The sequence below is a fragment of the Streptomyces olivochromogenes genome (assembly GCF_001514115.1).
GTDB lineage: Bacteria > Actinomycetota > Actinomycetes > Streptomycetales > Streptomycetaceae > Streptomyces > Streptomyces olivochromogenes.
Map to the genome: position 1 here is coordinate 382,426 of NZ_KQ948459.1, position 26,874 is coordinate 409,299.

Below are 26,874 nucleotides of genomic sequence, written 5' to 3' on the forward strand. Positions count from 1 at the left end.
GGGTCACACCGAGTCGAGCGCGTTCGTGATCGCCTTCACCCCGCCGTGCGCGGAGTAGCCGCCGTCCACGGTGATCTCGGCGCCGTTCACGTAGGACGACTCGTCGCAGAGCAGATACACGACCAGCGGAGCGACCTCCTCGCAGGTGCCCGGGCGGCCCTGCGGAGTCATCGAGAGGTGCGCCCGTGTGAAGACCGGGTTGGCCGTCGCCATCAGGGGCGTCTCGATGTAGCCGGGGTGGATGACGTTCGTACGGATGCCGCGCGGCGCCAGTTCCAGCGCGGCCACCTTCGACAGGCCCCGCAGCGCCCACTTGCTCGCCGTGTACGCGACCGCGTGATGGGCGGTGAGAGCGGCCACCGAGCCGACGTTCACGATCGAGGACCCGGGGGGCATCAGCGGGGCGAGGGCCTGGATGCCGAGCATCGGGCCGGTGGTGTTCACCGCGAACGCCCGGTTCCAGTCGGCGAGTTCGACCGAACCGAGCCGGGCCCGCAGGGGGATCCCGGCGTTGTTGACGAGCCCGTGCACGGCCTCCAGGGTGGTCGCCAGGGCCGCCCAGTCCGCCGGCGACGACACGTCCAGGTGGTGGTAGCGCACGTCGAGGCCGTCGGCACGCAGGGCGGCGGCGAGCTTCTCGCCGGGCTCGTCGAGGACGTCCGTGGCGACCACCGTAGCCCCCTCGTGGGCCGCCGCGGCCACCTCCACGGCTCCCTGGCCCTGTGCGGCTCCGGTGACGACGACGGTACGACCGGCCAGGCGCGTGCGGCTCACGGCTTCCTCCAAGGGGGCGGGGGTTCGCTTCCCACGCTAGGAAGCGGGGGCCAGCTCCGGAAACGCGCGTTCGCCATGGCTGGCATCCACGTCGACGATCTCCGCGGGCGCGGGATCGTCCAGCGACGCGCCCACCGTGCGGACCGTCTCCCGCAGCCACCGGTGCGCGGGATCCGCGTGCCGGTTGTGGTGCCAGTACATGGCCTCCACGAGCGGCACGTCCGGGAACGGCGTCGGAACGACGGCGCAGCGGGCGAAGCCCTCGTAGCGCCGGGCGAGCCGCTCGGGCACCAGGGCGACCAGGTCGGTGCCGCTCACCAGGAACGGCAGCACGTTGAAGCCGGGCGTGCTGACCTGCACCCTGGGCGTGATGCCGAGGGTCTCCAGCTGGCGGTCGGCCGGTGTGAGCTTGCCGATGCCGCACGCCGCGTGCGGCATCTCCGCCAGGTCGCGCAGGGCCAGCCGCCCGTCCACCAGACGCGGGTTGTCGGGGTCGACGAGACACACGAACCGGTCGTGCATCACGGCCTCGCTGACGCCCGGCAACTGGTACCCGAGTGGCACGATCATCAGGTCGTGACAGCGCAGATGGGTCTCCGTCTCCAACTGCCCGTCCACGATGGGGTGGAAGTCGATGCGGACGCCCGGCGCCTCCTGCGCGATGGCCCGCAGCAGCGGCTCCACGAACACCGTCATCACATAGTCCGACATCACCACCGAGAAGCGCTGACGGCTGCGTGCGGGCTCGAAGTGCCGGGTCAGCGACAGCGCCTCCTCGGCCTTGTGCAGGGAGGCCTGGACGACCGGCAGCAGGCGCTCGGCGAGCGGCGTCAGCTCGTACTCGCGCCCCACCCGCACCAGCAGCTCGTCGTTGAAGTGCCGCCGCAGCCGGGCCAGCGAGCCGCTCATCGCGGACTGGCTGGTGGACAGCCGCACCCCCGCGTGGGTGACGTTCTTCTCCTCCAGGAGGGCTTCCAGCGCCACCAGGAGATTCAGGTCGATCGCTCCGAGACCCATGTGTGTCTCCTTCCGGCCGCGTCGTTGAAGCTCGGTGAAACGGGAGCGTAACGACCGGGTTCTCACCGAGGAAGGGCCGGGAGACAACTCACAGGGATCCGATGGCAACCATCGGATCCCTGGATGTGTGCAGGTCGAAAGGGGTACGGAGGGTTACGGCCGGGGCGTGCGGCCGCGCTTGCGGGCCCGCGGCAGATACACGTCCGTGCGCCCGGGGACGATCCGGTTGGAGACGCTGCCGAGGCGCTCCACGGTGAGCGTCACCTCGTCGCCGGGCTTCAGGGGCGGCGGCGTACGTTCCCCGACGCGTCCCCAGAACTCCGCGAGCGCCCCCCAGCCGCAGGTGCCCGAGCCGAGGATGTCGCCGGGGCGCACCCAGGCGTCACGGGCGGCGTAGGCGACCATCTCCTCGAAGGTCCAGGAGACGTTGGCGAGGGTGTCGCGGCCGATCAGCTCGCCGTTCAGGGTGACCGTCATCTCCAGGTCGAGGAAGCCGTCCGGGTCGCGCCGGTCCGCCACCTCGTCGGCCGTGACCAGGTACGGGCCGAGGGTGTTCGCGAAGTCCTTGCCCTTGGAGAAGCCGAGACCGAGGTTCTTCTCAGGTTTCTGGAGATCGCGCGCCGACCAGTCGTTGAAGACGAGATAGCCGACGATGTGCTCGCGGGCCCGTTCGGGCGTGAGGTCCCGGCCCGCACGGCCGACGACCGCGCCCACCTCCAGCTCGAAGTCGAGCACCGAGCAGCCCGCCGGGACGGGAACGTCGTCGTGCGCGCCGTAGGCCGCGTGCGGGTTGGTGAAGTAGAAGTTCGGCGCCCGGTACCACTCCTCGGGCACCTGCTCCAGACCGTCCAGCGACTTGGCGACGCCCTCGATGTGCGCCTCGAAACCGACGAAGTCCCGGATGGACGGCGGCTTCAGCGGAGGCAGCAGCCGCACCTGATCCACCGTCAAGTCACTCTCGGCGGAAAGCGCTTCGCCGCCCGCGGCATGCAGGGCCTCCTGCTCGACGAGCGACAGGACGGTCGTGCCGGGCGGCAGCGGATGGATGACCCCGTCCCGGACGACCCCGGCGCGCTCCACGCCCTCGTACGCGTATGTCGTGAACCGCATGCCCTATCGCTCCCAGTCGTTGGTGTTGGTGACGGTCCCGGCGCTCAGATGGCCCACGAACAGGCCCTTCGGATCGCGAGCCGCCCGGATCTCCCGAAGCCGCTCCCACTGCGCGTCACCCATGAACCTCAGCTGCCGCACGGTGAAGTCGCAGTCCCCGAGGTACTGGCCCGCGGTCACCGGCCGCATCGCCGCCATCGCCTCGTCGAGCCAGCCGCGCAACTCGGCGTCGCGCCCGGGATCGTCATGGACTACGTAGGTGGCGCAGTAGATCTCGGACTGCAACGAGAAGGCCATGTCCGGGAGTTCACGCAGCGGGGCCATCGAGAACCAGATGGTGAAGGTCTGCCGGGTCGGCTGCTCGGTGAACGCCTTCCGGATCGCCGGCACGACCTCGGCGGCGGACCCGGTCAGCCAGGCGTTGTCGACGAGATAGCGGTGCCCCTCGGGGTTGGCGAGGCGCTGGCCCCGAAGCTGCTCGGCGAGGGTGGTCGGCCGCGCCTCGATCCGCAGCAGCGCCCGGTCCGCGTACGGGTTGGCGTGCAGCGGGGCCAGCGCCTCGGCGGCCTGCTCGGCGGTGTCGGTCATCGACACGCCCGTGACCAGCAGCACCGGCCCGTCCCCGGCGGGCGGGGTCTGTGTCAGGGCGACGATCTCGACCAGGTCGGAGACGGTGTGGTGCATGCCGTGCAGCCAGGTCATGACCTCGTCGAAGAGGGTCAGCGGGTACGCGTGCACGGTGTGCGCCAGATGCTTCGGCAGCGGGCGGGTACGCAGATGGAAGCGGGTGACGACCCCGAAGAACCCCGGACCCGCGCCGCGCGCCGCCCAGAACAGGTCGCTGTGTTGCGTCGCGTCCGCGCGCACCAGCTCGCCCTCTGCGGTGACGACGTCGATCGCGACGACGTTCTCGGCCGCCCAGCCCCAGCCGCGCGCGTTCCAGCCCTGCCCGCCCTGGAGCAGAAATCCGCCGATGCCGACGGAGGGACAGTGCCCGCCGTTGAAGAAGCGCCCGAACTCTCCGAGATACGGGTTGAGTTCGTCGCCGCCCTTGATGCCGGGGGCCGCCGTCACGATCCCGGTCCGCGGGTCGTACGCCATCTCGCGCAGGCCCCCGAGGTCGATCAGCAGCGCGTTCTCGCGCACCGACCAGGCGGCCCAGCTGTGCCCGCCGGAGCGGACGGCGACCTGCCAGCCGCGCTCCAGGGCGAGTCGTACGCCGTCGACGACGTCCTGTTCGGACTCGGCCATCAGCACGGCGGCGGGGGTACGGTCCGACGGGCGGCGGGCGTTGAAGACCCGGCCGAAACACGCCTCCTCGAAGTCCTCGTCGCCGGGGAAGTGGAGGGTGCCTGAGAAACGGTCGATGTGCACGCGCGTACTCACTTGATCGCGATCGGATTGACAGGGGCGCCCACCGCGCCGGTGACCGGCAGCGGCGCCGCGATCAGCAGGAACTCGTGGACACCGTCGGCGGCGCAGTCCTCGGCCAGCTCCTCCAGGTCCCACATCTCACCCAGCGGGAGGCCCATGTTGGGGATCGCGATCTGGTGCAGCGGGGACATCGCCGGCTGGGCGAACTCGTAGGGGCGTACTTCGAGCCCCCAGGTGTCGGAGGCGATCGCGGCGATCTCCGTACGGTGCAGCCAGCCGAGCGTGGTGAAGGAGAGGCCCGGGGCGTCACCGGCGGCGTACCCGCCCCACGCGCCGAGTCGCCGTACCCGCCCCAACTGCCCGGTCCTGATGAGGACCAGATCGCCGCGCCGTACCGACGAGGTGGCGCCCTGCGCCTCGATCGTGGCGCGCAGATGCTCCTCCAGGATCGCGAACCCGTCCGGGAGTTCGCCGTGTTCGTCGCCGACCGCGCGGCCCACGTCGAGCAGGACCCCGCGCCCGGTGAAGGCGTCCCTCATGTGCTCGATGCCGGTGACCGAGTCCCCGTCGCCGTTGACGATGGTGCACGGACGGCCGTTCCAGGCCTGCTTGTTGTCGTAGATGTGCCCGAGGCCGTCCCACTGGGTGGAGGCCTGGAGCGGCATCACGACATGGTCGTCGGCGCCCCCGAAGCCGTGCGGGAAGCCCTGGGTCCCGGCGGCCGCGTCCGAACCCGTGTCCTTCATGTAGTGGACGGGGTTGATCCGGCCACGGAATCCGCGCTGCGGACCGTTCTCGTTGAACTCCTGGGAGAGCGAGAACGACCGGCCCCGCCGGACCAGGCCCGCCGCGTGCGCCCGTATCGCGTCGTCGATGAAATTGAGCGTGCCCAGCACATCGTCCTCACCCCAACGGCCCCAGTTCCGGTAGGCGGAACGGGCCTTGGCGAGCTCTTCCTCAATCGGACCCAGGCTCATCGAGTACGTCCTTTCTGCAGCAGGTCGAGAGCGTTGCCCCCGGCGACGGCGACACGGTCGGCCGGGGACAGCCCTGCGGCGTCCAGCCGGGCCACCGGGTCCTCGACGCCCATGTCGAAGGGGTGATCGGTGCCGAGGACGACCCGGTCCGCGCCGACCGCCTCGACCAGATGGCGCAGTCCGCCCGGGGTGTAGACGAGCGCGTCGAACCACATGCGCCGCAGATACGCGCTCGGCGGCCGCGCACAGCCGCGCGCGTCCTCACGCAGGTGCCAGGCGTGGTCGGAACGGCCGATGTACGTCGGCAGATAGCCCCCGCCGTGCGCGGCGACGAGCTCGAGGCGCGGGAAGCGGTCCAGGACACCCGTGAAGATGAGGTGCGAGAGCGCGACCGTCGTCTCGACGGGCTGCCCGACCGTGTTGCCGAGATAGTGCGTGGCCAGCCGCTCGCCGAGCGAGCAGCCCCAGGGGTGCACGAAGACGACCGCGCCGAGCTCCTCGGCCCGCTGCCACACCGGGTCGTGCGCGGGGTCCGCGAGCTCCCGTCCGTCCACGGTCGTGGACACGCTGATCCCGTACAGGCCGTACTCCGTGACCGCCTTGTCGAGGAGCGCGACCGCGAGGTCCGGATGCTGGAGCGGGACCGTACCCAGGCCGTACAAGCGCTCCGGCGCCACCGCGCAGTGCGCGGCCACGGCCTCGTTGACCGTGCGCGCCAGGCGTACGGCGAGATCCGCGTCCGCCCAGTAGTGGTGCATCGGCATCGGGCCGACCACCTGGAGGTCGACACCCATCGTGTCCAGGTCGGCGATCCTGGACGTGACGTCCGTCAACTTCGGTGCGAGACGCTGAAGTTGGGCCTGATTGACCGCCAGTGACATGGGGGAGTGCGCCCGCTGTTCGGCGGCCAGCTCGGCGGCCAGGCCGGGTGTGCCCGCGCACAGCGCGTCGGCGGCGGGGACGGCGAGGTGACCGTGGAAGTCCACGACGGGAACGTTCATGCGGCGGCCGTCAGGTAGTCCAGGGTCTCCGACATGATCCGGCCGGGGTCCGCGCCGGGTGTCTCCGGGTGGATCTCCCAGTCGGCGAGCCGCAGCGAGTTCTCCAGCACCACCCGCACCCGGGGCAGCCGGCGCGCCATGAACGCGTCGAGCGCCTTGTCCAGCGGCGCCCCGCCGGTGACGAGTTCCGCGAGCACGACCGCGTCCTCGGCGCACATCGCGGCGCCCTGCGCGATCAGCGGCGGGCAGGCGTGCGCGGCGTCCCCGATGATCACCGTACGGCCCCGGTGCCAGGGCTCGTCGACGAGGATCGCCTCGATCCACCGGTAGTCGACCGGGGTGTCCTGCGGCAGCGAGGCGAGAATCCTGCCCCAGGTGCCGCCGTACCCGGCGCCGCGCTCGCGCAGCAGCGACAGCGGGGCGCGCGGGCCGATCAGGGAGGCGTCGAGGTTCTCGTCGAGCAGATAGGCGTAGCACTGGTCGGGCGAGATCGGGCTGTAGCCGGCCTTGTAGCGCGGGCCGCCGTAGTACACCTCCGCGCAGTCCATCTCGGGCGGCCGCCGCGCGACCACCCGGAAGATCGACATACCCACCGGGCGGGGCCTGGTGGTGATGCCGATCAGCTGCCGCATCCGCGAGTTGATGCCGTCGGCGCCGACCACGAGGTCGTAGCGGCCGCTGGTGCCGTCGGTGAACGCGACGTCCACATGGTCCGGGGACTGTTCGAGCTTCGCCACGCTCAGCGCGAGCCGGACGCGCACCCCCTGCGCGTGGACCGCGTCGCACAGCGCGTCCTGAAGGTCCGAGCGCAGTGCGCCCGCCGTTGACGGCAGCTCGGCGCCGCCGGTGTGCGGGGTGCGCAGCTCGGCGAGCAGTCCGCCGTCGGCCCGGCGCAGCCGCATCACGTCGAACGGGACGGCCCGGGCGAGCACCCGGTCGAGTACGCCCACCGAGCGCAGCGCCTTGAGCGCGTTGCCCTGGACGGTGATGCCGTGGCCCACACCGAACCACTGGGGCGAGATCTCGGCGAGCTCGACCTCGGCGCCCCGCTGGGCGAGCGCGAGCGACAGCACGCTACCGGTGATGCCGCCGCCGACGACGAGCACCTTGTGTACGGGCATGGGCGATCCTTGCGAACGTAGAAGAAGAACACGGGTGCGGTGGGGCGCGGTCAGGCGGTGAAGCGGTCGCCGAGCGTGCGGTAGTGCTCGACGGCGGGCGGGGCGGCGAAGAACGGGCCGACCAGGGCGCGCCACCGCTGGAAGCGCTCGGAGCTGCGGAAGCCGACCGCGTGCGCCTCCACGGACGTCCAGCCGACCAGCAGCAGATAGCGGTCCGGGCGCTCCTCGCAGCGCAGCAGCTCGGTCCAGCGGAACCCGTCCGCCTCGGCGAGCACCTCGCGGGCCTTGTCGAAGACGGCCTCGAAAACCCGCTCACGACCGGCTTCCACGGTCAGTTCGGCATGCTCGACGATCACACTCGCTCCTCAGGTCCGATGGTGCTCCGAGCCTGCTCGGAGGGTCGTTGCAGGGTCAACGGATCGAGGCATCGGCAAGGGGGACGTCATCCATCCCGTACGACGATGGGCCGCTGATCACACGGCCCCCGGCCCCCTGATGGCAGGCATCGCGGATCGCCATTTCCGCCCCGCCCCCGCGCTGCCTAGCGTCGACGGCAAGCCACCCGCCGTACGAGGAGACCGCCCGTGCCCGACCGACTCCCCACCCACATCGGACCCTTCGCCCTCGGCACCTTCGGGGACGGCTCCCGGGTCTTCCCGGGCCTGGTCGTCGGGCCCCGGGTACGTGATCTGTCGGACCTGGCCCCGTCCGTGCGCGCGGTCGTCGAGGACTGGGAGGCCCTCTTCCCGCGCCTGGCCGACCTCGCCCAGGAGACCGCCGACGCCTGGCACGCCCTCGCCGACCTGCGCGTCCTCGCGCCCATCGAGCCCGGTCAGGTCCTGCAGAGCGGCGCCAACTACCGCAAGCACGTGGTGGACCTGGTCGCCGCCGAGAAGGAGAGCGTGCACGGCGCCACGCCAGAGGAGGCCCGGGCGGACGCCGAGCGGATGATGGACGAGCGGATCCGCGGCGGCGTCCCGTACGTCTTCCTCGGCTCGCCCCGCGCGATCTGCGGCCCGTACGACGACGTCCTGCTGCCCGCGCTCGGTGAGCAGCACGACTGGGAACTCGAACTCGCCCTCGTCATCGGCAGGACGGGCAAGCACATCCCCGCCGAGGACGCGATGTCGTACGTCGCCGCCTACACCATCTGCAACGACCTCACCACCCGCGACCAGCTCTACCGGCCCGACCTCAAGGCGATCGGCACCGACTGGTTCACCGCCAAGAACGCCGACACCTTCCTGCCGACCGGACCCTTCCTCGTACCGGCCGCCTTCGTCGGCAACCCCACCGAAGACGCGGACGTCCGGATCACCCTGCGCCACAACGGAGTCGTGCGCCAGGACGAGTCCACCAAGGACATGATCTTCGACATTCCCCGGCTCATCGCCTACGTCTCCACGACCACCACCCTGCGCCCCGGCGACCTGCTGCTCACCGGTTCACCGGCGGGCAACGGCGCCCACTGGGGTGTCTTCCTCAAGCCCGGAGACGTCATGGAGGCGGAGATCACGGGCCTGGGCCACCAGCGCAACACCGTCAGGAGCGGACAGTGACCAGCACCTTCCAGCCCATCACCCATCTCCGCCATGTCGACCTGGCTGTACCGGACTTCGCTCGGCAGCGCGCCTTCTACGGCACCACCTGGGGCCTGACCGAGGTCGCGAACGACAGCGGGATCGCCTTCTTCGCCGCCGAGGGCAGCCCCGAGCAGTACATCGTCCGCATCCGCGAGGACGACCGGAAACGGATGGACCTGGTCGCCTTCGGCGCCGTCTCGCCGGCCGCCGTGGACGAGTTGCATCCGCGCCTCGGGCGGGCCGGGGTCCGACTCATCGGGGAGCCAGGGGCTTTGGACACTCCCGGCGGCGGCTACGGCTTCCGCTTCTTCGACCCGGACGGCCGGGTCGTGGAGGTGTCGGCCGATGTCGAGACGCGCGCACACCGCAGGATCGAGGAGCGCGAGGCGATCCCGGTGCGCCTCTCGCACTGCGTGGTCAACTCGCAGGACCCGCGGGGGCTGCGGGACTTCTACGTCCGGCACCTCGGCTTCCGGCTCACCGACACCCTGTACTCGGCGCACATGGGCGACCTCATGTACTTCCTGCGGTGCAGCCCGCTCCACCACTCCTTCGCCATCGCGCGCGGACCTCATGCCTCTCTGCACCACGCCTCGTTCGAGATGCGCGGAGTGGAGGAGTACATGCGCGGTACGGGGCGGGCACTGCGGGCCGGGACGCGGCTCACCTGGGGTCCGGGCCGCCATCTCGCGGGCGACAACACCTTCTCCTACTTCCACGACCCGCACGGCAACACGGTCGAGTACACGACCGAACTCGCGGTCCTGGAGGAGGACCTGTGGCACCCGGGCCGCCATGACGTGGACGACCCGATCACCCAGGACCAGTGGGGCACCGCCGACCCGATGAGCGAGTCGGTCGCCAAGGAGCAGTTCAACGATCCCGACGTGCTGTTCGTCGCACCCCCGGTGTAGCCGCCGTTCCACCGTCAACCACCCCCAGAGAGGCCGCAGTTGTGGCAACGATCCTGAAGCACGCCGTACCGGGGGCCGAGGTCACCGCCTCGCTCGACCAGGTGCGCGAGACCGTGGCGGGCGTCATCGCGGACGTCCGCGAGCGCGGCGACGCGGCCGTGCGCGCGTACTCCGAGAAGTTCGACCGGTGGAGCCCCGAGGCCTTCCGGCTCTCCGCCGGGGAGATCGAGAAGATCGTCGCCTCGGTCCCGCGGCAGGTCATCGACGACATCCGCTTCGTCCAGGACCAGGTGCGCTCCTTCGCCCGCCACCAGCTCGACTCGATGGGCGAGTTCGAGGTGGAGACCCTGCCGGGCGTCAGGCTCGGGCAGAAGCACATCCCGGTGCGGGCGGCGGGCGCCTACATCCCCGGCGGCCGCTACCCGCTCACCGCGTCCGCGCACATGACCATCGTCACGGCGAAGGTCGCGGGCGTGCCGCGGGTCGTCGCCTGTACGCCCCCGATCCACGGCGAGATCCCCGCGGCCACCGTCGCCGCCGCGCATCTCGCGGGCGCGGACGAGATCTGGCTGCTGGGCGGGGTGCAGGCCGTCGCCGCGATGGCCGTCGGCACGGACACGATGGAGCCGGTGAACCTGATCGCCGGGCCCGGCAACGCCTATGTCGCCGAGGCCAAGCGGCAGCTGTTCGGCGAGATCGGCATCGACCTCTTCGCGGGCCCGACGGAGATCCTGGTCCTCGCCGACAGCGCCGCCGACCCCTTCGTGTGCGCCGTCGACCTGCTCTCCCAGGCCGAGCACGGCCCCGACTCCCCGGCCGTCCTGATCACCACCTCCCGCGAGATCGCCGAGAAGACCCTTGCCGAGGTCGAGCGACTCCTCCCCGGCATGCCCACGCGCGACTTCGCCGGACCCGCCTGGCGCGATCACGGGCAGGTGCACGTCGTGGACTCCCTCGACGAGCTGTACGCGCTCGCCGACGCGTTCGCCTTCGAGCACGTCGAGGTCCTGACCGCCGAGCCGCGTGAGGCCCTGCGCAGGATGACGCAGTACGGCGCGCTCTTCCTGGGCGAGGGCACCTGTGTGTCGTTCGGTGACAAGGTCATCGGCACGAACCATGTGCTGCCGACCCGGGGCGCCGCCCGCTACACCGGCGGCCTGTGGGTGGGGAAGTACCTCAAGACGGTCACCTACCAGGAGGTCACGGACACCGGCTCGGGTGCCCTGCTCGGCCGGCTGTGCGGGCGCGCCTCCCGCGTCGAGCTGTTCGAGGGGCACGCCCGGTCCGGTGACGTACGGGCGGCGAAGGCCGCGGGCGACGAACTGCCGTGGAACAAGGCATGACCCTGCACGGGCGTACGGCGCTGATCACGGGCGGCGGCGGACCGCTGGGGCGGGCCTTCGCGCTCGCCCTGGCGGGAGCCGGGGCCCGGGTGATCCTCGTCGGCCGCGGCGAGCGGGCCCTCGCCGACGCCGCGGCGCGGGTGGCCAAGGAGGGCGGAGGGGTCCGTACGGCGGTGTGTGACGTCTCCGACCCTGAGTCGGTGCGTGCCCTGGCCCTCGAACTCGCGGACGAGGAGGTGTCGTTGCTCGTCAACAACGCCGGAGTCGCGGGACCGGTACGCCCGCTCACCGACATCGAGCCCGAGGAGTGGGACGAGGTGTTCGCCGCGAACGTCCGCGGGGTGTACCTGATGTGCCGGGCCTTCCTGCCGCCCATGATCGCGGCCGGAGGCGGTGACATCGTCAACATCGCCTCCGTGAGCGGGAAGCGGCCGCTGCTGAACCGCACCCCGTACACCGCCTCCAAGATGGCGCTCCTCGGTCTGACCCGGACGCTGGCGGGCGAGGTCGGGCCGCACGGTGTCGCGGTCAACTCCCTTTCTCCCGGGCCGGTTCGGGGCCCGCGCATGGACCGCAACTTCCGGTTGACGGCCGAGCTGACCGGGACGAGCGTGGAGGCCGCCGAGCGGGACTTCGCCGCGCGCGCCGCGCTGGGCCGGCTCGTGGAGGAGGACGAGGTCGCCCGGGCGCTGGTGGCGATGCTCGCGATGCCGGGGCTGTGCGGGGCGGACATCGATCTGTCGGCGGGGATGGTCGCACCGGCGTAGTCCCGGGCGCGGGTGGGCACGGTGAGCACGGTGCGGCGGACGGCTCCAGGTCGTCCGCCGCACCGGCGTGAGTTCCCCGCCGACCCGTCTGTGAACACGCTGTGTGACGGCCATGAAGCGGGCCGAATGATCCGAGACATCGCCCTCCGGTATGTGTCCACAAGGTGGCTACTCCCTTGTGCGCAGGGCTGATTGACTTTCCCACGCGCACCTTTGGTGCCTCCGCCCGAGCCGTCGCCCCCATGAATCCGACGGCCGGCCGGTCACGCTGCGCGACGGCGCACTCGATCTCTGGGAAGGCATGCAATGACGCTGATCACCCGACGTTCGTTCCTGATCGCCGGTACGGCCACGGCCGGAGCCCTGCTCGCTTCGGCGCCCCCCGCCCTGGCCGCGGGGCCCGCGCCGAAGGCGACCAGGGCGGGCAAGATCTCCGTGGGAGCCGACGAGACGTACCAGCTCTCCGCGACCACGGCCGTGAGCGAGCTGTCCATAGCCGAAGGCGGGAAGATCACCGCGCCCGACGGGTACAACGTCACCCTCACCGTCGACGGGGTCGAGACCGGGCAGCTCCTCACCGAGACGGGCGGAACCGAGACGCTGATCTCCGCCGGCACCTACCAGGGCGACATCGTGCTCACGATGGCGGAGGCCAACGCGGTCACCTATCAGAGCGTCACCTTCCCCTTCCGGCAGGCCCTTTACGTGGGCGCCGACGGCGTGGACCGCGCCAAGTCCGTCCTGTCCGGCGTCGTCGGCGGCACGCTCACCGACACCCTCGCCCGCAACGTCGCCATCACCTCCACCGGCGAGTGCTTCGACGGTGTCTATGTGAAGAACGGCACCTACACGCTCAAGAGCCCCGCCATCTCCCTCACGGGCAACGGGCGTTGCGACTTCGCGGGATACGGCGCCGCGGTCGTCGGCACCGGTTCGGCCACGACACTCGTCGTGGACGGCGCCAGGATCACCAACAAGGGCGTGGTGCGCACGACGGTCGTCGCGGACGACGGCGCCAACGTCATCGTGAAGAACTCCCGCCTGCGGGCCCGCAACGGCACGCTCCCCGCCGACTACCGGGCGACCGTGGAGACCCCGTACATGGAGTCCGTGCCGTGGATGCTGGGCCTCGACGGCAATGTCCGCGCCACCAACCTCATCGGCGCCGGCACCAAGGCGACGTACATCAACTCGACCGTGCAGTCGGAGACCTGGGGTGCCCTGTCGGTGGAGGGCGGCAGCGGGCTCCAGCTGACGGCGATCAACAGCAGCGTCGGCAACACGGGAACGTACGGCTACGGCACCTACGCCATCGGGGACGCCACTGTCCGCGTGCTCGGCTCGCAGTTCGACGTCGGCAGCTACGCCACCATCTGCGCGGGCCCGGCCGCCTCGATCCACTACGGCGACAGCACCCGCGAAGCCGTCGCGGAGCTCAACTCCTCGCTCGGCCTCGGCCTGACCAAGGCCGAACTGGCGGACATCCCGGCCCGGATCACGGTCGTCAACTCGGGCCATTTCGGCTTCATGTTCTTCGGTACCGGCACGCTGAGGCTGGACGGCGGCACGGTCATCACCTCCGCGCAGACCACCTTCCTCAACAAGGGCCAGCAGACCTCGATCACGGTGGACGGCTCGGACGGCGCGCAGCTCAACCCCGGCAACGGGATCATCCTGCAGATGATCGAGAGCGACGACCCGGGCCCGGTGAACGTCGACGGCAAGATGATGAACGTCGGCGTCTACACCGAACCCACGGGCGACCCCGCCAAGGACACCTCCTTCGACCCGACCTCGGTCCACACGGCCGACGGCGCCGCCACCTTCACCTCCATCGCGCTGGCGGGCGACTTCTACAACGGCATGCGCGCGGGCAAGAACATGGTCCTCACCTTCGAGGACTCGACCGTGCAGGGCGTCATCTCGGCCACGGAGGCCAAGCACCGCGTCGACACGATCGACTCCTCGAACTTCTACGAGCTGGGCCAGGTCACCAACACCGTCAAGGCCGCCGTCAACAACGGCGTGATCGTCCAGCTGAACAGCGGCTCGACCTGGACCGTGACCGGCACCTCGTACCTGACCCGGCTGACGCTCGCCGCCGACGCGGCGGTGGGGGCGGCGAGCGGCAAGTCCGTGACCATGACGGTCGACGGCACGCAGACGGCCATCGAGGCAGGAGGCGCCTACTCCGGCGCGATCGTCCTCACGGTCGGCTGAGCCGCCGGAGGCGTCCGGCGCCGGGGCCCGGCGGGCGATGACCGACGCGTATCCTCTCCCGCATGGTTGATCAGCGTACGGTCGACGTGGGAGGGGTCCGGCTCGTCTGCCAGGTGTGGGGGCAGGAGTCCGCTCCGCCGCTCGTCCTGTTGCACGCGCTCGGCGAGAACAGCACCGACTGGGCCGAGGTCATGCCCGCCCTCGCCCGCGGACGACGGGTGTACGCCCTCGATCTGCGCGGCCACGGGCGGAGCGACTGGCCGGGGGAGTACTCGCTCGAACTCATGCGTGCCGACGTGCTCCGGTTCCTCGACGTCCTGGGACTCGGCACGGTGGATCTGATCGGACACTCCATGGGCGGGGTCGTGGCCTACCTGCTCGCGCAGGAGCGACCGGAGCGGGTGAGCCGGCTCGTCCTGGAGGACGTGCCGGTTCCACGGCCCCGCGAGAAGACCACCCCGACCAGGCCGGACGGCGAGCTCACCTTCGACTGGGACATGGTGGTGGCCGTCAGAAGGCAGATCGACACGCCCGACCCGGCGTGGCTCGAGGGGCTGAGCCGGATCACCGCCGACACGCTGGTGCTGGCCGGCGGCCCCGCCAGCCATGTCCCCCAGGACGGCATCGCCGAACTCGCCCACCGCGTCCCCGGCGGGCGAGTCGTCACGATCCCCGTCGGACACCTCATCCACAGCGCGGCGCCTCAGGCGTTCACGGAGGCGGTGTGCGCGTTCCTGGACAAGGACAGGGACGGCGACTAGCTCCGTTGGGCGCGGTGAAGCGCCGGAGGGATCGACCGGGAGATGTCGCCGCAGTCCGATCTCACCTCGTCCAGCAGTAGTTGCGCGTGATCGTAGCGGTCGAGGAACTGGAGCGAGGCGATCTCCTCACCACGCCCCCGGAGCCGTGACGCCATGCGGCGCGGACCACGGAAAGGTGTGTGCATCGCCATCCCGGAGTGGATCGTCAACTGCCCGTATCGGGCGACGAGTGCGGGCTTCTTGCGTGGCGGGCGGGCGGCCTGTCGGCGTCGCTCGCGGACCTCGCCGTGCCGGCGCGGGATCCGGTACATCGTGGACTCCGAGCACAGGCAGACGCCCCGGTCCAGCAGGACCGCGTAGATCTCGGCGGGGGGCCATGTCCACGAACTCTTGCGAGCGGAGCACCTCGAGGACCCTGGTCTCCTCGGCCGGGGTGAGCGCGCGGGGATGACACCGCCGTTGCGCTCCTCGACCTCGCGGTAGCCGAGCGGGAATCGGAAGGAGAGCCATACGCAGTGCGCGATGACGTCTGCCGGGTAGCGGTGGCTCATGTACGACGGCGACGTGCTCTCCGCGACAGGCCCCCTCCCAGCCACGACCGACCTGAAATCATCTCACCCGCCGGGCAACGTGACAGTAGACGGGCAGACGTGCCCCGGTCCGTGGTGGTGGACCGGGGCACTTGTCGCGAGCGTCAGCTGGTCGCCTTGGCGGCGTCCACGATGAGATCGGTGACGATCTTGGGGTGACTGATCATCACGACGTGCGACGAGCGCGGCACTTCGACGACCTTGCGCGCGTTCGCGCGGCTGTACATCCAGCGCTCGCAGGCCGGCGGGATCGCCTTGTCCCGGCCGGCGACCAGCCCCCACGACGGGATCGTCTTCCAGGCCGCGGCCGTGGTCGGGAAGGTGAAGGAATCTGCGTCGAACGGCCGCTGCGTGGCCTGCAGGACCCGGAAGTCGGCGGGGGAGATGTCGGCGGCGAACGCCGCCTGGCCGTCCTTGCTCAGGTACAGATCGATTCCGGTCGTGCCGTCGGCCTTCGTGTACGGGACCGGCACGCTCACCGGCTCGACCTCGCTGCCGGGGAACTTGGTGATGAGCTCCCCCTGCGTCTCGCCCACGTCGGGCACGAACGCCGCGATGTAGACCAAGGCCTTGACGTTGCTCTTCCCGGCAGCGGCGTTCGTGATGACCGTGCCACCCATGGAGTGCGCGACCAGTACGACCGGTCCGCTGATGGAGTCCAGCAGACTCCCGATGTACGGGGCGTCGGTCGGAATACCCCGCAGCGGATTCGACCCGCAGACCGTGGCGTAGCCCTTGTGCTGCAACTCCTGGATGGTGGCGTTCCAACAGGACGAATCGGCGTAGCCGCCGTGTACCAACACGATGGTGGGCTTCACCTTCGACTTCTCCTCACCGGTACCGATGGGGGCCGTCGCCGCGCCGGCCGTTCCTTCTGAGCCGGCTATCAGCGCCGCCGACCCGGCCAGCGCCGCTCCGGCGGCCAGTACGTGACGGCGGGAAACTTCGGTACTCATGGGACTCCTCATGCATGGGGATCGGGGGAATGGGTCTGACGGAGAGCTCGCCGCTGAGCTGCTGCGCACGGCCGACTTTGATCGGTGTGGCATGCCATGGACCCTATGAAGAGCGCTTTTGCGGTGGCATCCGTCATATGACCTAGATTCCGGGGCCGGGCCTCACGGGCCGGTCCGCTCGACGAGCCTGACCACCGCGTCCGGGTGGCTCATCACGACGGAGTGCGAGGTCACCCGCGAAGTACGGAACTAGCGGTCGGGGCCCAGGTCGAAGACCCCGTACGCGAAACCCTCGGCGGCGATCGTGGAGCCGTTCACCGCGACCCCGTCGGCCTCAAGGGGCACCCCGGAGCGGGCACCGTCGTGGGTGCAACTCGCCTCCCGCTCCTGTGGGTTGACGACCACGAGGTACCGTCCGCCGCGCAGGTACACGAACGGATGGCCGGCGTGCAGCACCTCCACCGAGCCCCGGGAGCCGAGCTGCGGGGTGTGGGTGCGCAGGGAGACGAGGCGGCGTACGAGGTGGAGGAGCGAGGTCTCGTCGGCGCGCTGGGCGGCGACGGTCGGGCGGGTGGGCGACGGGTCGACGGGGAGGTAGAGGCGGTCCGGCGCGGCGGTGGAGAAACCGGCGTTCGGGCCCTCGTCCCACTGCATCGGTGTGCGGGAGCCCGCACGGTTGTAGCGGGGGCCGAGGACGCTGCCCTCCTGGTCGGGCAGGCCGGGAAGGTAGCGCATGCCGATCTCGTCGCCGTAGTAGATCGCCGGGAGCGTCGGCCAGGTGAGCTGGAACGCGAAGGCGGCGGGCAGTTGCTCGGGTGTGCGCGGGCCGCAGTTGAGGCGGGAGAAGTCGTGGTTGGCGGTGGGCAGGGAGATGAAACCGCTCGCGCCGAGCGCGGTGGACGCCTTCTCCCACGCTTCGAGGAAGGGGCGCGGCGAACCCCGGCCGCTCCGGTCGAAGAAGCAGTCGAGCGGGTCCCAGCTCTCGTTGACCGTCCCCTCGCCGTTGCTCCACAGCGAGCGCAGGGCGAGGCCGTCGGTGGGGCCGCCGAACTGGAGGAAGAAGTCCCCGTGGAAGCCCGCCGGGACGGACACCTCCGGCTCGCCCCACTCCGAGAGCAGCACCGCGTCGGGATGCGCGCCGTCCAGCCAGTGGCGCAACTCGGCCCAGACCTTGGCGGTTTCCGTCTTGTCCGGATCGTCCTTGACGAGCGAGGCGGCCATGTCGACGCGGAAGCCGGACAGGCCGAGACCCAGCCAGTGGTCCATGATCGTGCGCAGCGCCGCCCGATTGGCGCGCGGCCCCTCGGCGTCGACCGGCAGGCGCCAGGGCTCGGCCGGATTCGCCCGCGCGTAGCCGAAGTTGAGGGCGGGCTGGAAGGCGAAGAAGTTCGGCAGGTACGCGCCCGGGCGGGTGCCGGGGGAGGGGACGAAGCCGTCGGGACGGCCCTCGGCCGCCCAGATGTACCGGTCGTCGGTCGGATCGTGCGCGGCGGCCTTGAACCACGGGTGCTCGTCGGAGGTGTGCCCTGCCACGAGATCCAGCAGGACCCGGATGCCGCGCCGGCCGGCCTCGTCGACCAGCTTGGCCAGGTCGTCGAGGGAGCCGTACCGCGGCGCGACGGCCAGGTAGTCGCTGACGTCGTACCCGGCGTCGCGGAACGGTGAGACGAAGCACGGGTTCAGCCACACGGTGTTCACGCCCAGCCACGCGAGGTGGTCGAGGCGCTCGGCGATCCCGTCGAAGTCGCCGATGCCGTCGCCGTTCGAGTCGGCGAAGGACTGCGGATAGATCTGGTAGAAGACGGCGTCGGCCAGCCAGGCGGGGGCGGGACGGAACGAAGTCATGAACGGGACCCTAGACCGGCGCCCGGGGCGCGCGCTGCCCCTAAGCTGAGGGCGATGTTCACCCCGCAAGGTCCCACCCTCCGCGAACTGGCCGCGCAGGCCCTGTCCTCCGTCGAGCACGGCTATGACCTGCTCGCACCCAAGTTCGACCACACGCCGTTCCGGACTCCGGACGCGATTCTCGACGCCGTGGCCCGTGCACTGCGCCCCATCGGCCCGTTCGACCACGGTCTCGACCTGTGCTGCGGCACGGGCGCGGGCATGGAGGTGCTGAGCGGACTGTGCCGAGGTCGGGTCACCGGGGTCGACATCAGCGCGGGGATGCTGGCCGTGGGGCGGGAGCGGACGGGCGCGGGGGGACTCAAGCGTACGGAAGGGGACGCGCCGGGGGTCGCGCTCCCCGGCGGCCGAACGCGCCCGCGGCCCGGCGCGCGAGCGGGAGCGAGCCCCGGATCGTACGAGGGCGCGGACCAGGGGATGGCGCCGCCCCTCGCGTGGGTGCGGGGTGACGCGCGTGCCCTGCCTTTCGGTCCCGTCTTCGACCTCGTCGTCAGCTTCGGCGCGTTCGGGCACTTCCTGCCGCGCGAGCTGCCGGGTCTGTTCGCCCAGGTCCACTCCGTACTGCGACCGGGCGGGCGCTTCGCGTTCCCCGTCGCGGCCCCGCCGCGCCCGAGTTCTCCCTGGTACTGGGCCCTGTTGGGCTTCGACACGGCGATGCGGGTGCGCAACGCCGTCTGGCGGCCACCGTTCGTCATGTACTACCGGGCGTTCCGGCTCGGTGACGTACAGCGGGAATTGACACGGGCGGGGTTCGACGTGGAGCTTCTGGCGCTGCCCGAGTTCGGGTGGCGGCCTGACGGCAGCCCGCGCTGCCGGATGGTCGTGGCCACCCGAAGCGGCGGCGCCAGCGCCGCCGCTTCGGATGCCGCCTCCGGTTCAGGCTGACCCGCGCTGGCCCGGGAGATCTCCCGGAAGGTCAGGCGAAGCGGCGGACGAACTCCAGCGCGGTGTCGGCGACCTCCTGCCAGCCTCGGTCGATGGTCAGCGCGTGTCCACGGCCCGGGATCTCGGTGATCTCGGTGACGCCCGGGTTGTGCTGCTGCTTCTTGTACGAGGCGTTCGCGATCGCCCACGGCACGGTGTGGTCCTTCTCGCCCGAGATGATCAGCAGCGGGCCGCGGTCGGGGTTCTCGGCGTCGACCTTGACCTCGGTCCACGGGTTGAAGTTCGCCGTGGCGGCCTGGAAGAGCGGGGCGCCCGGCGCGGGTACGGCGAAGGTGTCGTACAGCTCTTTGGCCTCCTCCTCGCTCACCGCGTTGGCGAAGCCGTAGCGGAACTGGTCGAAGGTGAGCGGGACGGCCCGGTGCCGGTTGGCCGGGTTGCCCAGGACCGGAGCGGCGGAGCGCAGCGACGAGATCGGCAGCGGCAGCACACCCCGGAACGGTGCCGGGTCGATCGCCACCGAGACGGCGGACCGGCCCCGGCCGGCGAGGATCTGGGTGAGCAGTCCACCGAAGGAGTGGCCGATGACCGCCGGCTTCTTCTCCAGGCCGCCGATCAGTGTCTCCAGATGGTCGGCGACCTGCCCGACCGTCTTGCCGGCGAGGACCTCCGGGTGCGCGTTGGCCTCTTCGACCGTGTCGGGGTCGTCCGGCCAGGACAGGGAGACCGGCGCGTAGCCCGCCTGCTCGAAGTGCGCGGTCCACCGGTCCCAGCTGCTCGGCAGCAGCCACAGGCCGTGCACGAAGACGACCGGGACGCGGCCCGTGGCGTTGGCTCGCTCGATCTGCTGTGCGTCGTTGGTGGTCATGTCCCGAACCTAGTCGCGTACGGCGCTCCTGGGATCTGTCACGTGACTGCGTCCTCGGACCGGTTTCACCCCGCCGCCGGCAGTGTGAACTCGTAGACGAGCGCGTCCTGTTGTGCCTCCACCACCAGCTCGGTGATCTCCAGGGGCCGGTCGTACTGGTCGTGCACGCGCCGGGTGACCCGCACGGACTGCGGGAGCCGTGTGATCGCGTCCCGGTGGTGCAGGGTCAGCCCGGCCTTGCGCATCCAGTCGTACGCCCGCCGCAACTGCGCCGACGCGGAGCCGTCCGCGCGGTCGCGGTAGCGGGCGAGTTCCTCGACCTCGCTCACGGCGACGGCGGAGAACGAGGTGAAGGCCGTACGCAGTCCGCTGCCGTCCGCCGCGGCCGACTCGTAGCGATGCACGAGGGTCGGCCGGGCCGGCGCGAGCCCCAGTGCCTCGGCGTGCTCGGGCGGGGGAGCCTCCCAGGTGACGCTGGCGCGGTGGACGGCGCACGGCGCGGCGGTGTGCGCGCCGACGGGGAAGTCGAGCGAGGGGATGTGCTCGGCGGTGGTGCCGGGCAGGGTGGCGTGGCTGCCGCGCCGGTCGGTGGAGACGAGACCGTCGCGCCGCAGCCGCTGCAGCGCCTGCCGCACCGTCTCGCGGCTGACGCCGAAACGCGAGGCCAACTCCCTTTCTCCCGGCAGTCGTTCACCGGGCGGAACCGTCCCGTCGCGCAGTTCGCCCAGCAGTTGTGCGGCGATCCGCGCGTAGCGGGGCTCCTGGTCGGACGGGTGGGTGCTGGTGGGACTGGTGGTGCGGGCCATGTCCGCGCCTCCTGAGAGGTGACCGTGGTGAGCGTGCTGATCGTGGTGACAAAACGTAGCCGTGCGGGCTCTGTGCGCCACCAGATCTAGCATTGGTCTAAACCACGAGGGAAGAGCGGTCGGACGGTTCGGCCGGTTTCAGCCCGCACCCACCGGGCGTCGCGGGCGCGCTCAGAGCGCGCTGTACAGGGCGTCCACGAGCGCCATCTTCCTTGGGTCGTCGGCGATGTGCGGGCCCATCCGGTTCATGACGTACCCCAGGGAGAGGCCCGACTCCGGGTCGGCGAGACCACAGGAGCCGCCGAAGCCGTCATGTCCGAAAGCCCTCGGGTTGGGACCGTACGAGCCATTGGGTCCGCTCAGCCACAGCCCGAGGCCGGTCTCCGTCTCGTGCTCGAACCCGGCGCCGAGCACCAGGTCCCGGCAGCTGCCCTGCCCCTCGCGCACCCGCTCCGCGGCCTCCGGGGAGAGCACCTGCCGGGAGCCGTACGCCCCGCGTCCGGCGAAGATCCCGTACAGCGCGGCGACCGCGCGGGCCGTGCCGTGACCGTTGGCCGCCGGTATCTCCGCCGCCCGCCACTGGGCCGTGTTGGCCTCGGTCGCGCCGACCAGCGGGTTGGTGAGGGCGGCCACCGCCGAGGGCGCCAACTGGGCGAAGATCGCCGCTTGTTCACTGCTCGACGCGACCCGCGGATGCACCAGCTCGGCCGCCCGCTCGGTCTCCTTCTCCGGCAGTCCGATGGTGAAGTCGATCCCGAGCGGCCCGGTCACCTCCCGCTCCAGGAACGCGCCCGGCCGCAGCCCGGAGACCCGCCGCACCACCTCTCCCACCAGATGGCCGAAGGTGAGCGCGTGGTACCCGGACCGGGTCCCCGGCTCCCACCACGGCTCCTGCGCCGCCAGCCGCTCCACGGTCAGCTCCCAGTCGCACAGCTGGGCCAGATCGTGCGGCTCGCGCAGCCCGGCCAGCCCCGCGCGGTGCGACAGCAGATGCCGTACGAGCACGGACTCCTTGCCCGCCGCCGCGAACTCCGGCCAGTACGCGGCCACCGGGGCGTCGAAGTCGAGCAGCCCGCGATCGGCCAGGATGTGCGCGCACAGCGAGGTCGGGCCCTTGGACGTCGACCAGACGTTGACCAGCGTCTCGCGCTCCCAGGGCCGGGTGCGCGCCGCGTCGGCCCAGCCGCCCCACAGGTCGACCACCGTCTCGCCGTCGAGCGTGACGGTCACGGCCGCGCCGAGCTCGTCGCGATCCCGGAAGTTCTCCTCGAACGCGGTGCGCACCGCCGTGAAGCGGGCGTCGCAGTGGCCGTGAACACGCGGCGCGGGCTGGGTCATGGGACCTCCGTCATCCATCGGGACTCCGGCCCCGAACGTACCGACTGGTCGGACTGGAGGGAAGCGGTGTGACGGCATCCGTCTTCCGTACGTGTCGTCGTCGCCCGTCCTCCTTCACCGCGGGATCTTCCGGATGTCACCCAACACCCCTACGCTGCACGACGGTTGACCACCGAGACGCAGGAGGCAGGGGAGCATGTACAGACATGTGAGGGTGTTGGCGCGTACCGGGATCGCGGTGGCGACGGCGGGAGCCCTCGCCCTGACCACGGCCCCCGGCGCCACCGCCGCGGACCTCTCGTACTCCGCCAGCACCTCGGTCGGGGTCCACAACTCCTACGACAAGGCGAAGTACACGTACTTCGCCGACGCGCTGGACTCCGGCGCCGGAATGCTCGAACTCGACGTGTGGACCAATGTGTTCGGCGCGTCCTGGCGCGTCTCGCACAGCAACCCGATCGGCAACGACAACAACTGCGAGAACGCGGCGAACGCCTCCGAACTGCGCACCAAGTCCCGCAACCGCGACCTCGCCGGCTGCCTCTCCGACATCAAGGCCTGGCACGACGCGCACCCCGGCCACCGGCCGATCCAGCTGAAGATCGAGATGAAGGACGGCTTCGCGGCCAACGCCAGTCGTGGCCCCGCCCAGCTGGACGCCCTGCTCACCGCGAAGCTCGGCGACGCCCTGCTGCGCCCCGCCGACGTCGTCGGCTCCCACGGCGACCTCGACTCGGCGGTACGCGCCGACGGCTGGCCCGCCCGCTCGGCCCTCGCGGGCAAGTTCATGGTCGAGCTGATCCCCGGAACCGTCGAGGAGGGCAACCCCTTCGACTCGCTCTGGACCGACCGCGAGTACGCCACCTACCTCCGCGACCTCGCCGCGGCCGGGCGCCTGCGCGAGGCGGCCGCGTTCCCCGCCGTGCACAACGCGGCCACGGGCGACCCGCGCACCCGCTACACGGACCCGACCATCCGCCCCTGGTTCGTGATCTTCGACGGCGACGCCGCCACCTACGCGAACGGCACCATCGACACCGCCTGGTACGACGACCGCCACTACCTCGTCGTCATGACCGACGGCCAGAACGTGCCCCCGGCCATCGACGCCACCAACCCCACCCAGGCCCAGGCCCTGGACCGCGTCGCCCTCCTCGCCCGGCAGCACGCCAGCGTGGTCTCGGCGGACTGGTACCCCCTGCCCGCGGTCCTGGCGACGGTCGTACCGCGCGGAACGGCGGGCTGAGCACCGGCCGTCACCTCCGCACGGCAGCGTCAGAGGTGCGCGGGCAGCCAGGCCAGCTTGGCCGCTTCCTGGTAGGGGCCGCCGCCCTCGTGGTCGTTGAAGTCGTAGACCTCGATCGTCTTGTCCTCGTGGTCCCAGGCGTTGAAGGCCGCGAAGATCGTGGAGGGCGGGCAGGTCTGGTCCTCCAGCGCGACCGAGAAGAGGGCCGGCGCCCGCCCGCGCGCCGCGAAGTGCACCCCGTCGAAGTAGGACAGGGTGCGCAGGACGTCCTCGGTGCGGCCGCGGTGGGTCTTGAGGTAGTTGCCGATCTCGCGGTACGGGTGGCGGTCAGTCAGCGTCGTCGCACGCGGGAAGTCGCACAGGAACGGCACGTCGGGCGCGATCGCGGCCAGGTCGGGGACCAGACCGCCCACCGCGATCGTGATCCCGCCGCCCTGACTCCCGCCGACGGCCGCCACGCGCTCCGCGTCGACCAGCGGATGCGAGCGGGCCGCCTCCACCGCGCGCACACCGTCGGTGAACACCCGGCGGTAGTAGTAGTTCTCGGGGGCGTCGATGCCACGGGTCATGTAACCGGGGTACGCGGGCGCGCTGCCCACCGGGTCCGGGGTCTCGCCGCCGCCCCAGGCGCTGCCCTGACCGCGGGTGTCCATCACGAAGTGCGCGAAGCCCGCCGAGGCCCACAGCAGATGCGTGTGCGAGAGGCCGCGACCGCCGCCGTAGCCGACGAACTCGACGACCGTGGGCAGGGCGGAGTTCGCCCAGGCGGGCAGCGTGAGCCAGCCCTTGACCGGGTGCCCGCCGAACCCGGCGAACGTCACGTCGTACACCTTGACCGTCTTGAGAGGCGTCTCGACCGGTTCGAAGCGGGCGTCGAGGTCGTGCTCCCGCGTCTCTTGGAGGGTCTTGGCCCAGAAGGTGTCGAAGCCCTCGGGCTCGGCGGACGCGCTGCGGTATGCGCGAAGTTCGTCGAGGGGGAGGTCGAACTGGGCCATGAAGGACCACCTTTTGACGTCACGGGTGCGGATGATCACACCGTACGTGTGACGCCGGAGGGCCGCCAGACCTCCCTTCGGTCAGTCACCGGGGCCGAGGGCCAGGGCCACGGACCAGCCGCAGTCACGTCGCCCGGCCCGGTCGTCCTCGCTCTTGCGGGACCAGCGGTTGGCGTTCACGGCGACCTCCTTCGCGCCGGCTCCGACACGGCGTCGGGCGGGCGAGCGCCACGTTAGGAAGCGCCGTCCCGCCGTGCCACGTCACGTGTGCACAGTCGGGCCGCCGGACGCGCCGCCGGGGCGGACGGGAGCCGTTCCGGTGCACAGGACGGCGGCGCGTCACCTCACCGGTGCACAGTCCGGCGCCGGTGAGGGGCGGGTTCAGGCGGCCGGCAGGCAGGGGCGGCCGGTGCCGGCATGCAGCGCGAACGCCAGCGGGCGTACGCCGCTGAGCGCCTGCTCGTGCTCGTTCCCGTTCCCGTCGAGCGCCTCCGTCTCGTCCGGGCCCACGGGCAGGTCGCGCTGGATCAGCGGCGCGGCGGCCCGCAGGTGACTGCGGACCGTCACCGGTGCCAGGTCGAGCGCGGCGGCCGTCCGCCCGGTGTGGGTGTCGTTCTCCAGCCAGACCCGGAGCGTGCGCAGCAGATCGCGGCGGTCGGCCCGCAGCGGCTCGAGGAACGAGTCGGCCCAGGCACGGACCTCCGGAGCGGACACCATCGCGGTGAAGTCCGCCGCCGGGTCGGCCGAGTGCGCGTCATGACCGTACTTCACGACGACCTGGAGCGCCGTCGAGACCACCACCCGGTCCAGGACCTGACCGCGCTCGAGACCGAGCAGACCGAAGCCCTTGCTGATGCGGTGCGTCACCGTGTTGCGGTGGATGCCGAGCAGCCGGCCGACGGCCGTGTGCGGGAACTCGAGCCCCAACTCCAGTGTCCGTACGAGCTGTTCGCGCTGCCCGGCCGGCAGGGTGAGCAGCGGGCGCAGCAGCGTGCCCGCCCACCGCCGGGCCGTGGCCGGCGGCAGGACGTCCAACAGGTCGGCACGCTGTTCGGCGAGCGCGACCCGGCCGACCGTCCGGCGCGCCGTCACGAGGGTGCCGGCCGCCTGCGTGTAGGCGTCCGCCACACTGCTCAGCGCGTACACCCGGCTGCCGCCCATGGAGTGCCCGGGCAGTGCGGCGACGACGGCCTCCAGCGTGTGCCACACACCGCCCGGAGCGTCCTCGTCCGTCTGCAGCGGATCGACCACGATCAGGTGATTGAACACCGGGCACCGTGCCAGCAGCGCGCGTCCGGCGAGTGCGTCCTCCGCCTGCCGGAGCGCCACTTCACGGTCCTCCCGCGCGCAGTCGATCACGTGGACACGCACCGACTCGGTCGCCAGCAGCCCCGGCGCGAGGCCGGCCAGCACGCGCTGGGCCGCCACCTCCTCACCCACCATCAGCAGTTGCAGGACGCTCAGCTGCACCTCGCGCCGGGTCTCCGCCAGTTGGTCCCGCATCCGAGTCCGGTCGATGAGACCCAGCGCCCTCGCCGCGTGCCCCAGCAACTCGGTGCGGCCGTCGTCGAGCGGACGGCGGGGGGTCACCGCCAGCACCGCGCCGGAACCGGCGGCGCTCAGCGGGAGCGACTCCGTCCGCGTCCGGGGGAAGGCGGTGCGAGGGGGCTGCCGAGTGAGGACGTCGGGCGCGGCGGCCAGGACACCGCGCAGGGGATCACTGACCACCACTTCGGCGTCCACGGCGGCCGCCAGCCAGTCCGCGATCCGCTGCATCGAGTCCGCGTCCGCGTCCGTGTCCGCATCCGTGGCCGTGTGCGGGTCGGCGAGCCGGTCCGGAAGCCGGTTCAGCAGCGCGGTGAGCTGATCGGCGTGCCATTCGGCCTGCCGGTAGCGGTACTCGCGCAGCCGCGGGATCAGTTCGTGCCAGTCGTGCAGCTCCTTCGTCGTGGTCAGCAGCGGTACGCCGAGGCGGACGGCCGAGCTGCGGATCAGCACCGGAACGGACTGTGCGCCGTGCTGCCCGACCACCACGGCGAGTCCGGCGGCCCGCTGCCGCGACAGCTCACGCAGCAACGGCTCGACCCCCTCGTGCACGGACGTCCGCCCGGAAGCCCAGAAGTCACCGATCACCACCAGCGCGTCCCGCACATCACCCAGCGAGCCGCCCGCGGTCGCGGCCAGGGACAGGGCGCGTACGGAATCGACCGCGCGGTCGGCCATCGGACCCCCGTTGACGAACCGAAGGCAGAAGTCGGGCTCCTCGCACAGGTTGATCAGCGTGGGCATGGCGTCCTTCCCGAGTCGGTGGCGCACCGGCCGCTGC

The 26,874-nt window shown here is 71.3% G+C and carries 23 protein-coding genes and 1 pseudogene; 8 read left to right on the plus strand and 16 right to left on the minus strand.

Features of this window, described 5'->3' with window-relative positions:
* Positions 1-3: 3 nt before the first annotated feature.
* The 8 genes from AQJ27_RS25620 to AQJ27_RS25655 all read right to left on the minus strand — a co-directional run bounded on the left by AQJ27_RS25620 (position 4) and on the right by AQJ27_RS25655 (position 7,730).
* The gene (locus AQJ27_RS25620; RefSeq protein ID WP_067373287.1) at positions 4-774 is read right to left on the minus strand and encodes an SDR family NAD(P)-dependent oxidoreductase; all 771 of its coding nucleotides are present in this window, start codon (positions 772-774) and stop codon (positions 4-6) included.
* 36 nt (positions 775-810) lie between these two features.
* The gene (locus tag AQJ27_RS25625; protein WP_067373291.1) at positions 811-1,791 is read right to left on the minus strand and encodes a LysR family transcriptional regulator; all 981 of its coding nucleotides are present in this window, start codon (positions 1,789-1,791) and stop codon (positions 811-813) included.
* 153 nt (positions 1,792-1,944) lie between these two features.
* Positions 1,945-2,901: a fumarylacetoacetate hydrolase family protein gene (locus tag AQJ27_RS25630; RefSeq protein WP_067373294.1), complete on the minus strand. Its 957-nt coding sequence runs from the start codon at positions 2,899-2,901 to the stop codon at positions 1,945-1,947.
* A gap of 3 nt (positions 2,902-2,904) precedes the next feature.
* On the minus strand, positions 2,905-4,275 hold the full coding sequence (locus AQJ27_RS25635) for an FAD-binding oxidoreductase (protein WP_067373297.1): 1,371 nt from the start codon (positions 4,273-4,275) through the stop codon (positions 2,905-2,907).
* An 8-nt stretch (positions 4,276-4,283) separates the two neighbouring features.
* Entirely contained in the window at positions 4,284-5,252 is a 969-nt protein-coding gene (locus AQJ27_RS25640) for a cyclase family protein (RefSeq protein WP_067373300.1), read from the minus strand.
* Complete coding sequence (locus AQJ27_RS25645; RefSeq protein ID WP_067373303.1) at positions 5,249-6,253, minus strand: amidohydrolase family protein; 1,005 nt, start codon at positions 6,251-6,253, stop codon at positions 5,249-5,251. The genes AQJ27_RS25640 and AQJ27_RS25645 overlap by 4 nt, the downstream gene beginning before the upstream one ends.
* Positions 6,250-7,374, minus strand: coding sequence for an FAD-dependent monooxygenase (locus tag AQJ27_RS25650; RefSeq protein WP_067373306.1), 1,125 nt, complete (start codon positions 7,372-7,374; stop codon positions 6,250-6,252). The genes AQJ27_RS25645 and AQJ27_RS25650 overlap by 4 nt, the downstream gene beginning before the upstream one ends.
* 50 nt (positions 7,375-7,424) lie before the next feature.
* Positions 7,425-7,730, minus strand: a complete 306-nt coding sequence (locus tag AQJ27_RS25655) for an antibiotic biosynthesis monooxygenase family protein (protein ID WP_067373309.1) — start codon at positions 7,728-7,730, stop codon at positions 7,425-7,427.
* A gap of 228 nt (positions 7,731-7,958) precedes the next feature.
* Between AQJ27_RS25655 and AQJ27_RS25660 the strand changes: the two genes are divergently transcribed.
* The 6 genes from AQJ27_RS25660 (at position 7,959) to AQJ27_RS25685 (ending at position 14,962) form a co-directional block, all read left to right on the plus strand.
* Positions 7,959-8,933 (plus strand): fumarylacetoacetate hydrolase family protein, encoded by a 975-nt coding sequence (locus AQJ27_RS25660; RefSeq protein WP_067373312.1) that lies wholly within the window; start codon positions 7,959-7,961, stop codon positions 8,931-8,933.
* Entirely contained in the window at positions 8,930-9,871 is a 942-nt protein-coding gene (locus AQJ27_RS25665) for a VOC family protein (RefSeq protein ID WP_067373315.1), read from the plus strand. The genes AQJ27_RS25660 and AQJ27_RS25665 overlap by 4 nt, the downstream gene beginning before the upstream one ends.
* A 41-nt stretch (positions 9,872-9,912) precedes the next feature.
* A complete protein-coding gene (gene hisD / locus AQJ27_RS25670) occupies positions 9,913-11,214 on the plus strand; it encodes a histidinol dehydrogenase (RefSeq protein WP_067373318.1) in 1,302 nt (433 codons plus the stop codon).
* Positions 11,211-11,981 (plus strand): SDR family NAD(P)-dependent oxidoreductase, encoded by a 771-nt coding sequence (locus AQJ27_RS25675; RefSeq protein WP_067373321.1) that lies wholly within the window; start codon positions 11,211-11,213, stop codon positions 11,979-11,981. Before hisD ends, AQJ27_RS25675 begins: the two co-directional genes overlap by 4 nt.
* A gap of 306 nt (positions 11,982-12,287) precedes the next feature.
* Positions 12,288-14,201, plus strand: coding sequence for a hypothetical protein (locus AQJ27_RS25680; protein WP_067373324.1), 1,914 nt, complete (start codon positions 12,288-12,290; stop codon positions 14,199-14,201).
* A gap of 62 nt (positions 14,202-14,263) precedes the next feature.
* Positions 14,264-14,962, plus strand: coding sequence for an alpha/beta fold hydrolase (locus AQJ27_RS25685; RefSeq protein WP_067373327.1), 699 nt, complete (start codon positions 14,264-14,266; stop codon positions 14,960-14,962).
* 464 nt (positions 14,963-15,426) lie between these two features.
* On the opposite strand, the pseudogene AQJ27_RS60845 reads toward AQJ27_RS25685, so the two are convergent.
* From AQJ27_RS60845 to AQJ27_RS25700, 3 genes and pseudogenes are all read right to left on the minus strand, one after another.
* Positions 15,427-15,513 (minus strand): annotated as a pseudogene (locus tag AQJ27_RS60845) (IS6 family transposase); the annotation flags it as partial.
* A gap of 143 nt (positions 15,514-15,656) precedes the next feature.
* Positions 15,657-16,508: an alpha/beta hydrolase gene (locus AQJ27_RS25695; RefSeq protein ID WP_067373333.1), complete on the minus strand. Its 852-nt coding sequence runs from the start codon at positions 16,506-16,508 to the stop codon at positions 15,657-15,659.
* Between the two features lie 249 nt (positions 16,509-16,757).
* Positions 16,758-18,353 (minus strand): alpha-amylase family glycosyl hydrolase, encoded by a 1,596-nt coding sequence (locus tag AQJ27_RS25700; protein ID WP_067373336.1) that lies wholly within the window; start codon positions 18,351-18,353, stop codon positions 16,758-16,760.
* A 54-nt stretch (positions 18,354-18,407) separates the two neighbouring features.
* Here AQJ27_RS25700 and AQJ27_RS25705 point away from each other — a divergent pair, with 54 nt between their 5' ends.
* The gene (locus tag AQJ27_RS25705) at positions 18,408-19,298 is read left to right on the plus strand and encodes a class I SAM-dependent methyltransferase (RefSeq protein ID WP_067373338.1); all 891 of its coding nucleotides are present in this window, start codon (positions 18,408-18,410) and stop codon (positions 19,296-19,298) included.
* Between the two features lie 31 nt (positions 19,299-19,329).
* Here AQJ27_RS25705 and AQJ27_RS25710 read toward each other — a convergent pair whose 3' ends face one another.
* The 3 genes from AQJ27_RS25710 to AQJ27_RS25720 form a co-directional block, all read right to left on the minus strand.
* The gene (locus AQJ27_RS25710; protein WP_067373341.1) at positions 19,330-20,163 is read right to left on the minus strand and encodes an alpha/beta hydrolase; all 834 of its coding nucleotides are present in this window, start codon (positions 20,161-20,163) and stop codon (positions 19,330-19,332) included.
* Positions 20,164-20,228: 65 nt separating this feature from the next.
* Entirely contained in the window at positions 20,229-20,969 is a 741-nt protein-coding gene (locus AQJ27_RS25715; RefSeq protein ID WP_067373344.1) for a GntR family transcriptional regulator, read from the minus strand.
* A 171-nt stretch (positions 20,970-21,140) separates the two neighbouring features.
* Positions 21,141-22,307, minus strand: coding sequence for a serine hydrolase domain-containing protein (locus tag AQJ27_RS25720; RefSeq protein WP_067373347.1), 1,167 nt, complete (start codon positions 22,305-22,307; stop codon positions 21,141-21,143).
* Positions 22,308-22,503: 196 nt separating this feature from the next.
* Here AQJ27_RS25720 and AQJ27_RS25725 point away from each other — a divergent pair, with 196 nt between their 5' ends.
* On the plus strand, positions 22,504-23,553 hold the full coding sequence (locus AQJ27_RS25725) for a phosphatidylinositol-specific phospholipase C domain-containing protein (RefSeq protein ID WP_067373350.1): 1,050 nt from the start codon (positions 22,504-22,506) through the stop codon (positions 23,551-23,553).
* 29 nt (positions 23,554-23,582) lie between these two features.
* Here the strand turns inward: AQJ27_RS25725 and AQJ27_RS25730 are convergent, their stop codons facing one another.
* Complete coding sequence (locus AQJ27_RS25730) at positions 23,583-24,548, minus strand: acetylxylan esterase (RefSeq protein ID WP_067373576.1); 966 nt, start codon at positions 24,546-24,548, stop codon at positions 23,583-23,585.
* Between the two features lie 381 nt (positions 24,549-24,929).
* Positions 24,930-26,837 (minus strand): helix-turn-helix domain-containing protein, encoded by a 1,908-nt coding sequence (locus AQJ27_RS25735; RefSeq protein ID WP_067373355.1) that lies wholly within the window; start codon positions 26,835-26,837, stop codon positions 24,930-24,932.
* Positions 26,838-26,874: the final 37 nt, after the last annotated feature.